The organism is Cognatilysobacter terrigena (assembly GCF_004361065.1).
GTDB classification, from domain to species: domain Bacteria; phylum Pseudomonadota; class Gammaproteobacteria; order Xanthomonadales; family Xanthomonadaceae; genus Cognatilysobacter; species Cognatilysobacter terrigena.
This window is the reverse complement of sequence record NZ_SELT01000044.1, coordinates 1-9871: the sequence shown is the minus strand read 5'-3', so window position 1 is coordinate 9871 and position 9871 is coordinate 1. Positions and strand designations below refer to the sequence as shown.

Genomic DNA, 9871 nt, shown 5'->3' with positions numbered 1-9871 from the left:
GTTGACGTCCGCGTCGCCGTACTTGTCGTCGCCCGCGACGGGATGACCGATGTGCGCAGAATGCACGCGGATCTGGTGCGTCCGCCCGGTCTCGATGCGGATCTCGCAATACGAATGCCCACCACGGCGTTCCAGCACGCGGACGTGGCTCAGCGACGGCTTGCCCGCGGCGTTGACCTGCACATGGCGCTCGCCGCGCTGGCGCAGGCCCACGTGTAGCGGCGCGTCGACGGACATCGTGCCGTCGGGCATGCGGCCGACGAGAAGTGCGAGGTAGCGCTTTTCGATGTCGGGGCGGGACGCTTCACCCGCGGCCTCCGATCCCTCGCGCATGAGCCCCTGCAACTCGGCGAGCGCCGAACGCTTCTTGGCGACGACGAGCAGGCCGGAGGTGTCGCGGTCGAGGCGATGCACCAGTTCGAGCGTCTGGCCGGGCCGCAGCGCGCGCAGCGACTCGATCGCGCCGTGGCTGATGCCACTGCCGCCGTGGCTGGCGAGTCCGGATGGCTTGTTGAGCGCGAGCAGGCGGGCGTCCTCGAACACGATCGCGGCCTCGAGCGCGGCGAGCAGCCCCTTCGGCGGCGGCGCCTTTTCGCCCTCCTCGGCCAGCCGGACCGGCGGAATGCGGACCTCGTCGCCCGCCTCCAGCTTGCGATCGGCCTTCGCCCGCCCGCCGTTCACCCGCACCTGGCCGGAGCGGACGAGCTTGTAGACGAGCGAGCGCGGGGCGCCCTTGAGCTGGCCCAGCAGGAAGTTGTCGAGGCGCTGGCCGTCGCGGTCGTCGGGGACGCGGACGGTCCGGGCGCCGGTCGCGGCCGGCTGGGTCATGAAGAGGTTATCTGTTAAACTCGCGTCGCGAGATAAGGTTTTGATTTCGCTGGAAGAAGCGTCGCTTGCCCCCAGCCTGGACGGCTGGTGCGACCCGGGCCGAAAGCCCACCTTCCGCGATGCGGCGCGCGCCTGACCACGACCCGCGGGGTCGGCCATGTTAGCAGCGCGCGCCGACAAGGCTGGCCATCGCCGCGCGGGTGACGCCGTCGCGACATGACACATCCACTCCGTGCGACGCCGACGAGTTTTCCGACGCGGTCGCCGGCCCAGGTTTCACGACAAGTTTCACGAACAAGCGCTCCCGCGGCCCGCCGTGGTGTGCAGCGCTGGATTGGGGCCCCACCCGCGCATCGCGCGACGGGCCCGCCCAGACGGACGCCACGGCGCCGTCGCGCGGTAGCGCGCGAGGACGCCACACCAATGAAGCGAATGCTCATCAACGCGACGCAGGCGGAAGAACTGCGCGTCGCGATCGTCGACGGCCAGAATCTGTACGACATCGACATCGAACAGCCGTCGAAGGAACAGAAGAAGTCGAACATCTACAAGGGCCGCATCACCCGTCTCGAGCCCTCGCTCGAGGCGGCCTTCGTCGAATACGGCGCCGAGCGCCACGGGTTCCTCCCGCTCAAGGAAATCTCGCGCGATTACTTCCAGGCTGGCGTCGATCCGAACAAGGCCGGTCTGAAGGAGTTGCTCAAGGAAGGCCAGGAAGTCGTCGTCCAGGTCGACAAGGAAGAACGCGGCAACAAGGGTGCCGCGCTGACGACGTTCATCTCGCTCGCCGGCCGCTACATGGTGCTGATGCCGAACTCGCCGACGGCGGGTGGCGTGTCGCGTCGCATCGAAGGCGAGGACCGCGCCGAGCTGAAGAAGGCGATGGACGCGCTGACGATCCCGGACGACATGGGCGTCATCATCCGCACCGCCGGCGTCGGCCGCGACGCCGAAGAGCTGCAGTGGGACCTCGACTACCTGCTGCAGATCTGGCGCGCCGTCTGCGAGGCCGCGCTGTCCAAGCCCGCGCCGTTCCTGATCTACCAGGAATCGCGCCTGATCATCCGCGCGCTCCGCGACTACATGCGCCCGGACATCGGCGAAGTGCTGGTCGACACGCCGGAGATGTACGCGGAAGCGCGTGACTTCGTGCAGCAGGTCATGCCGCACAACGTGCGCAAGCTCAAGCACTACACGGACGACGTTCCGCTCTTCAACCGCTACCAGATCGAGTCGCAGATCGAGAACGCGTACGAGCGCACCGTGAAGCTGCCGTCGGGCGGCGCGCTCGTGATCGACCAGACCGAAGCGCTGACCGCGATCGACGTGAACTCGGCGCGCGCCACCAAGGGCGGCGACATCGAGGAAACGGCGTTCAACACCAACCTCGAAGCAGCCGAGGAAGTTGCGCGGCAGATGCGCCTGCGCGATCTCGGCGGCCTCGTCGTCATCGACTTTATCGACATGTCGTCGACCAAGCACCAGCGCGAAGTCGAGAACCGGCTGTCGAATGCGCTGCGCCACGACCGCGCGCGCGTCCAGATCGGCCGTATCTCGCGTTTCGGCCTGCTCGAGATGTCGCGCCAGCGCCTGCGTCCGTCGCTGGGCGAGTCGAGCCAGATCGTCTGCCCGCGCTGCGAAGGCCACGGCCGCATGCGCAGCGTCGAGTCGCTGTCGCTGTCGGTGCTGCGCTTGGCCGAAGAGCACGCGATGAAGGACAACACCGGCCAGGTGCTGGTGCAGGCGCCGGTCGAGATCGCGAACTTCCTGCTCAACGAAAAGCGCCGCGCGCTGGCGGAGATCGAGCAGCGCCACGACGCGCCGATCGTCATCGTCGCCGACGACCAGCTCGAGACGCCGCACTTCGAAGTGACGCGCATCCGCGAGAACGAGCTGAGCGAGGAAACGAGCAAGCCGAGCTACCAGCGCGGCACGCCGCGCAAGCTGGCGACCCACGCACTGACCAAGGCGCACCTCAACATCCCGCCGCCGCCCGCGGTGACCAACGTCAGGCCGATCACGCCCGCGCCGCTGCGCGAGCCGAAGGAGCCGGCCGCGGCCGCACCGGTCGCAGCGCCCGTCGCACCGACGCCGACGCCGACGCACTCCGTCGGTCTCGTCGAGCGTGTCCTGCGCTTCTTCCGCGGCCAGACGCCGGTCGCGCCGCCGCCGGCGCCCGCGCCGTCGCGTGAATCGCGTGGCGAGCAGGGTCGACGCGACCGCAATGATCGCAACGACCGTCGTCGCAACGAGCAGCGTCGCGAGGATCGTCAGAACGGTCGCCCGCAGCAGAGTCAGCAGCAGAACGCCAAGGGCGGCCAGCCGCAGCAGAACAAGGGCCAGCCGCAACAGCAGCAGGGGAAGAATCGCCCGCAGCAGAATGCCGAGCGCGGCGGTCAGCCGCAGCAACAGCAGCCGAAGACGCAGCAGCAACCGCAGCAGAACCGCCCGCCGCGCCCCGAACGCGAGGCCGAGAAGATCGAGGCCAACACGCAGCAGCGCGAGCCCAAGGCGCAGCGTCAGCAGCAGCCTGAGGTCGCGAAGGTCGAAGCGGTCAAGCAGGAAGCGCCGAAGCCCGTCGTTTCCGTGCCGGTCGCTGCGGCCGAACCAATGACGCAGTCGAACGAGCTGGCCAATGCACCGGTCATCGCGGAATCCGCCGACGCGGCGTCCATCGCTGTCGAGCAGATCGAGAGCACGGACGCTGCGAAGGGCGAAAACGGCGCGCGTCGCCGTCGCGGCCGTCGCGGTGGTCGTCGTCGTCGTCGCGGCGGCGCCGAGGGTTCGGAGTCGATGGAGACGCTCGACAACGATCTGCAGGGCGACGACGAGAGCGGTGACGATGACCTCGGCGATGCAACGGCCGATGGCGACTCGACCGCCAGCCGTTCGCAGCCGGAGTTCGAGTTCGACGACATTCCGGCCGCGCCGCGTCCGTCGGAGCCGAAGCCGTTCGTGGCCCCCGCCCCGGCTGCGGCAGCTGCAGCGCCGGTGGCGGTGGTCGCTGCGGCGGAGGCTGCGCGAGAGCTTGGGACGACGGTCGATGCGGACGCGCTGAGGGCGACTGGTACGGCGGTCGATGCGGATGCGTCGAAGGCGAACGATTCGCCCGCACGCACGTCCGAATCATCGGCATCGATCGAGCCGCCGAAGGCGGTTTCGAGCGCATCGTCCGATACGGTTGCGCCGAGCGCCACGCGAGTGGAAGCGACGTCAGCCGCTGCCGAAGGTAGCGAAAGAGCCGAGGTCGCGCCGAGCTCTGCTTCGACGTATGTCGAGAGTGCGACGCCAGCCAACGCGACGGCCCGCGTCGACAGCGAGACTGTTCCGGCGCCGGTGGCATCGACGCACAACGTCGCCGCGTCGACCGACGCGGATGTCGCCACGCCGACGATCGAAACTCGCGAGCCGGCGGACGTTGCAGGGGACGTCGCGGCCAATGTCGAGACGCCCGTTGATTCGTCGACGTCCAACGTCGCGGCGCTCGAGCCGGGCGCCGAATCCGTGGACGAAGCAGGCGAAGCCGTCGAGACGCGGTTCGTCGCCGATTCGACCTCGACGAACGAGATCGTCGTCGACGGCGGTGCGTTCGAGGACATCGAGCACGGCAGCGCAGGCGCGCCGGTGTCGCGCGACCTGGCCAGCGTGAACGCCCTCCCGGGCAGCGTGGATGCTGCGCCGTCACAGGGCGACCTGCTCGGCAACGACGATCCGCGCAACGGGTGACGGACTGCCGGGCGTACCCGGCGGCGTGGAGATCAGGAAGGGCCGCTCACGCGGCCCTTCTTTTTTGAAGCCAATGCGCATTGTTGAATGCACGGCCGTCCGTCGCTCGCGATCCGTGGGTCGCAGCGTCGTTGCATCGTTGCAGCGTTGCAAACGGCGCGCGACCGCACGCTCACCGCGTCATGGACAACGCGTCGCGACGCGGCAACGCACAGTCGGCGGCCAGTCGCACCGAGCACCGAGCTATCCACTCGGGCTCAGCGCGCAGGTCGTGCTGTCGCAGTACCACTAACCAGGGGTCAGCGCATCGATCGCCCTTCGCGAACGTCGCCCTTGCCTACTGCGCAACAAGCCGCACAACCAACGCCCTATCGCACCACCGTCGACGGATCCGCCAACCCGTACTGCGCGACCAGGCGCGCGAGCCCGACCGTGTCGCTGATCGACAGCCCGAGCTTCTCGAACATCCGGCTCTTGTGCGTGTTGACCGTCTTCGGGCTCAGGCTCAGGCGTCGCGCGATTTCCTGCTGCGGCAGGCCCTGCACGAGCAGCAACGCGATCTCGATTTCGCGCGGGGAACAGTCGTCGAACGGCGACGTGCCGCCACCGATGCCCGCAAGCGCGAGGTTCTGCGCCACCGACGGCGCGAGGTACTTGCGACCGAGCGCGACGTCGCGGATCGCACGCAACAGCTCGTGCGGATCGCCCGCCTTGCCGACGTAGCCGGACGCGCCGGCTTCGATCATGCGCTTGGGCAGCGGACCGTCTTCCATCACCGAGACGATGATGACGCGCGCGCCGTAGTCGCCGCGCACGATGCGCTCGGTCACTTCGAGGCCGCTGAGGCCCGGCAGATGCACGTCGCAGAGCACGACGTCAGGCTTGAGCTGGCGGATCTGCGGTAGCGCGCTTTCGCCGCTTTCCGCTTCACCGACGACCTCGATATCGGTGTGTTGCGACAGGATCATGCGCAATCCGGTGCGCACGATCGCGTGGTCGTCGATGATGAAAACGCGGATGGACATCCTTTCCCCCGGTTATTGCGAAATTTCCCCGGGAAAAAGGCTACTGGCCGGGCGACCCCGGCGCAACCGGCGGCTCAGTCGAGCTTGACGTCCGCGTCGCCGGAGAACGTCTCGATGGACACTTCCGCGTCACCACTGCCGTAACGCTGGCGGAAGTTCGAGCCGGGGCCATGCTCCGGTCGCTCGATGGTCGCGCCCGGGGCGCGCAGCGTGCCGCTGAAGCTTTCGCCGCGTACTTCCGCCGATACCGTGCGCGGCAACCGCAGCTGCACGTCGCCGCTGACCGTCTCCAGCTTCATGCGTGCATGCGACGCGAGCGCGGTATGCACGTCGATGTCGCCGCTGACGCTGGTGCCTTCGAAACGTTCGACCTGCGAATCGACGACATCGACATTGATCCCGCCGGACACCGATTCGACGCCGATGCCGCGACCCAGTCGGCCGCTCAGGCGGATGTTGCCGCTGACGCTCTCGACGTCGACGTCGGCGCGATTCACCGTCAGGTCGACGTCGCCGCTGACACTGTTGACGTCGACCCGGTCCGCCGCGGCCGCGACCTTCGTGCGGCCACTGACGTTGTCGATGCTGAGCTTGGACGGCGCGACGCCCCACGCGGTGACATCGGCAGACACTGCGGAGATATCGAGGTCGGCACGCGTCGGCACCATTATCCGGAGCGTGGTCGGTTCCGTCTCGCGGCCGCCCATGAGCCGGCCGAAGCCGTGGTGCTCGGGGTACTTCACCGCGATGCGCAGGTCGTCCTCGTCGCCTTCGATCTCGAGCTTCTCGACGCCCGCGCCGAGCGTGCCTTCGATCTTCACCTCGGGGCGATCCCAGGCGCGCACGTCGATGCTGCCCTTGATGTTTTCGATCTCGACCCGGCCGCGCGGATCGAGCGGTCGCGTCTGGTTGATGGGCGTGCCGGCGCAGGCGGGCACGGCGACGAAGGCGAGCGCGACGGCGATCGCGAGCTGGCTGATGTGCATGGCGGTCTTCATGGAATCTCCGGTCAGCCCACGACCGCGCGCTGCGAGAGCGAGAGGCGGAGCGTGTAGGTGCGACGCAGCTGGTCGAGCAGCAGTCGCGAATCGGGGTCGCGCTCGAGGGCGCGGCGGATCTGTCGGGCGCTGCGGTCGAGCTCGGCGATCGCCGGCGCCAGTTCAGGCGACGACGGTGCCTTTGCGGTCGCGGGCATCGACCGCAGTGCTCGGTCGTACTCGCTCGTCAATGTCTGCGCTTCGCGGTGCGCGATGGTGTCGATCGGAGTGACGCCGGTGCGCTGGACGAGCGAGCCGGCACCGATCGCGAGCAATACGCTCGCGGCCATCGCGAACCACGGCATCGGGCCACGGCGCGCGGCGCGCGGTGCGGGCGCTTCCAGACGTGCGGCGATACCCGGCCAGAGATCGGCCGGCAGCGCGATGTCGCGTCGCTGCGCACGCAACTGCCAGCGCAGCGCGTCCGACAGGGTGCGGTCTTCGTCGAGCGGAATGCGGTCGTTGTCGTGGTTCATGCGGTTTCTCCCAGCCGCTCGCGCAACAGGTTGCGCGCGCGGTGCAACTGCGCCTTGGAACTGCCGACGGCCATGCCGAGCTCTTCGGCGATTTCCTCGTGGCGCCAGCCTTCGATGTCGTAGAGGACGAGCACCGCCCTCGCCCGCGGCGGCAGGCTCGCCACCGCTTTTTCCAGGTCCATCCGCAGGGCCGTGCTGCTGCCCGCGGAATCCTGCAGCCCGACCATGTCGAGCCCGTCGTCGTCGCCCTGGTCGTGGCCGCGAACGCGCCGGCTGCGCATGTCCATCAACGTGGTGTTGACGGCCAGGCGGTGCAGCCAGGTGCCGAACGCGGCGTCGTGCCGGAAGTCCCGCAGCGCCTGCCACGCGCGGACGAAGGTTTCCTGGGTCAGGTCCTCGGCCCGCGTGCCCTGCCCGCCCACGAGGCGGCAGATCACGCCATGCACGCGACCCGCGTGGCGGCGATAGAGCGATTCGAACGCCGCCGTGCTGCCCGACGTGGCGGACGCGACGAGCGCCCGGTCCTCGTCCACGGGGGAGATGGCGGCGTTCGTAGGCGTGTCGAGCACGGCGGTGAGCATAACCGTCGGATGCGGCCGGAGCCCCGACGGTTTAAACGCGCGCCGTCACGACGTTTCGATCCGTCGGGTGCCAGCTTCGCGGATGGCGTGGCCGTCGCCCCGCCCCGTGTTCCACCCTGCTGGAGCCCACGGTATGCGCCTCGAAATCGACAGTCCCGGCCTCCTGTCCGCGTTGCTGGAGAGCATGGGGGACTACGCCGTGATCCTGATCGATCCGGACGGCATCGTGCGGCTCTGGAGTGTCGGCGCCGAACGCCTGTTCGGCTACAGCGCCGACGAGATGTGCGGGCGTCCAGTGGTCGAACTCTTCAGTGCGCAGGACCGCGAATCGGGCGTGCTCGACGCCACCCTGCATGCGGCTCTGCAGGACGGTCGCGCATGGGATATCCGTCGCCTGGTGCGTCGCAACGCGTCGGAGTTCTGGGCCGAATGCCTGCTTTCGCCGGTGCGCGATGCGCGTGGGCGGTTGGCGGGGTTCCTGAAAGTGGCGCGCGACGCCACGGCGCGCAAACGCGACGAGGAAAAGATGATGCTCCTCGCGCGGATGGACCCGCTCACCGGGCTTGCCAACCGTACGGCGCTGGACGAGAAGCTCGTCGACATCGCGCAATCGTCCGCCCGAACGCGCCGGATGATGGTCGTGCACATGATCGACCTCGATCATTTCAAGGCGGTCAACGATCGCTACGGGCACGCGATGGGCGACGAGCTGCTTCGCCACGTCGCGCAACGCATCGTCCATGTCGTGCGCTCGGCGGACTTCGTCGCGCGGCTCGGCGGCGACGAATTCGTGCTGGTGCAGAGCGACGTCGACGATCCCACCGTCGGCGGGCGCGTCGCGGCACAGGTCGTCGACGCGCTTGCGAAACCGTTTCGCATCGACAGCGCGGAGCTGCACATCGGCGCGAGCATCGGCATCGCCGTCTTCCCGCGCGATTCGGTCGACACGAAGCAGCTCATGCGCATGGCGGACGTCGCGCTGTACAAGGTCAAGTCGGACGGCCGCGGCGGCTATCACTACTTCACCGAAGACATGGACCGCATCGCGCACCGGCTCGGCACGGATCGCGCCATGCTGCGCGAAGCGCTCGACTGCGAGGCGTTCACCCTGCACTACCAGCCGCAGATCGACACGCGGGACGGGCGCGTCGTCGGCATGGAGGCCTTGCTGCGCTGCGAGCATCCGGCGCTGGCGGGCTACCCGGTGCACGAACTGATTTCGCTCGCCGAAAGCTCGGGCCTCATCCGCGACCTGGGCGTCTGGTGCCTCGGCGAAGCCTGCCGGCAGGCACGTGCGTGGCGCGACATGGGTATTCCGCCGCTGCGCATGTGCGTCAACTTCTGCGCCGGGGAACTCAACGATCCACGACTTCTCGACCGCGTCGCCGAGGTGCTCGAACGCACCCAGCTCAGTTCGGGCGACATCGAGATCGAGATCACCGAGCAGCAGCTCGTCGACTACAGCCGGCCGGGCGACACGGTGCTCGACGACCTGCGCTCGATGGGCGCGTCGCTGGCGATCGACGACTTCGGAACCGGTTATTCGTCGCTCGGCTATCTCGCGAAACTTCCGGTCGACCGCATCAAGCTCGACCGCACGTTCGTCGAACGCGTGCCGGAGGACCCGCTGAGCTGCACCGTCGCGCTCGCGATCGTCAACCTCGCGCATACGCTCGAACTCGGCATCGTCGCCGAGGGTGTCGAAACGGAGGCACAGTCGCGGTTCCTCGAAGACACGCACTGCGAGGCGCAACAGGGCTTCTACTTCAGTCGACCGCTCGACCGGAACGTCATGACCCGATGGCTGCTGGGGCGCAACGACTCGGGGAATGCGAAGGCGGTGCGGGGCGGGATGCTGCGCTGAGCCGGATCGCATCGACGGCGAGCGCGGCGTCGACGCAAAACAAAAAAGCCTCCCTGCGGAGGCTTTTCGATCTGGCGGAGAGGGTGGGATTCGAACCCACGGAAGGTTTAACCCTTCGGCGGTTTTCAAGACCGCTGCCTTAAACCACTCGGCCACCTCTCCGATGTGAAACGCCGGCGCTAGGCCGGCGTTTCGACGCGCATGGCTATTGTGACATGGCCTCAGGCCGTCGCGGTTTCCCGCCCGCGCGACGCGGCCTCCTGCTCCTGCGTGCACGGCTTGCCGTGGATTTCCGAGCACTGCAGGCGCGCGGATTCCACCATCGCTGGCGCGC

General features: G+C 68.3%; 7 protein-coding genes and 1 tRNA gene. 2 read left to right on the top strand and 6 right to left on the bottom strand.

The genetic code is table 11. The annotated features are described in order from the left end of the window. On the bottom strand, positions 1–828 hold an 828-nt coding region (locus EVS83_RS15155; RefSeq protein WP_133501978.1), incomplete at its 3' end, for an RluA family pseudouridine synthase. A 432-nt stretch (positions 829–1260) separates the two neighbouring features. On the opposite strand from EVS83_RS15155, the gene rne reads away from it, so the two are divergent. After that, positions 1261–4554 (top strand): ribonuclease E, encoded by a 3294-nt coding sequence (gene rne, locus EVS83_RS15150; RefSeq protein ID WP_133501980.1) that lies wholly within the window; start codon positions 1261–1263, stop codon positions 4552–4554. Positions 4555–4922: 368 nt separating this feature from the next. On the opposite strand, the gene EVS83_RS15145 is transcribed toward rne, so the two are convergent. The 4 genes from EVS83_RS15145 to EVS83_RS15130 form a co-directional block, all read right to left on the bottom strand. Next, the gene (locus tag EVS83_RS15145) at positions 4923–5579 is read right to left on the bottom strand and encodes a response regulator (RefSeq protein ID WP_133501976.1); all 657 of its coding nucleotides are present in this window, start codon (positions 5577–5579) and stop codon (positions 4923–4925) included. A gap of 74 nt (positions 5580–5653) precedes the next feature. After that, positions 5654–6577, bottom strand: a complete 924-nt coding sequence (locus EVS83_RS15140) for a DUF4097 family beta strand repeat-containing protein (protein ID WP_133501974.1) — start codon at positions 6575–6577, stop codon at positions 5654–5656. Between the two features lie 11 nt (positions 6578–6588). Beyond that, positions 6589–7092 (bottom strand): hypothetical protein, encoded by a 504-nt coding sequence (locus tag EVS83_RS15135; RefSeq protein ID WP_133501972.1) that lies wholly within the window; start codon positions 7090–7092, stop codon positions 6589–6591. Then, positions 7089–7673, bottom strand: a complete 585-nt coding sequence (locus EVS83_RS15130; RefSeq protein ID WP_133501970.1) for an RNA polymerase sigma factor — start codon at positions 7671–7673, stop codon at positions 7089–7091. Before EVS83_RS15130 ends, EVS83_RS15135 begins: the two co-directional genes overlap by 4 nt. Before the next feature lie 133 nt (positions 7674–7806). Between EVS83_RS15130 and EVS83_RS15125 the strand changes: the two genes are divergently transcribed. Continuing rightward, positions 7807–9537, top strand: a complete 1731-nt coding sequence (locus tag EVS83_RS15125; protein WP_166636932.1) for a putative bifunctional diguanylate cyclase/phosphodiesterase — start codon at positions 7807–7809, stop codon at positions 9535–9537. A gap of 72 nt (positions 9538–9609) precedes the next feature. Here EVS83_RS15125 and EVS83_RS15120 read toward each other — a convergent pair. After that, positions 9610–9699 (bottom strand) — tRNA-Ser (locus tag EVS83_RS15120). Between the last annotated feature and the right edge of the window lie 172 nt (positions 9700–9871).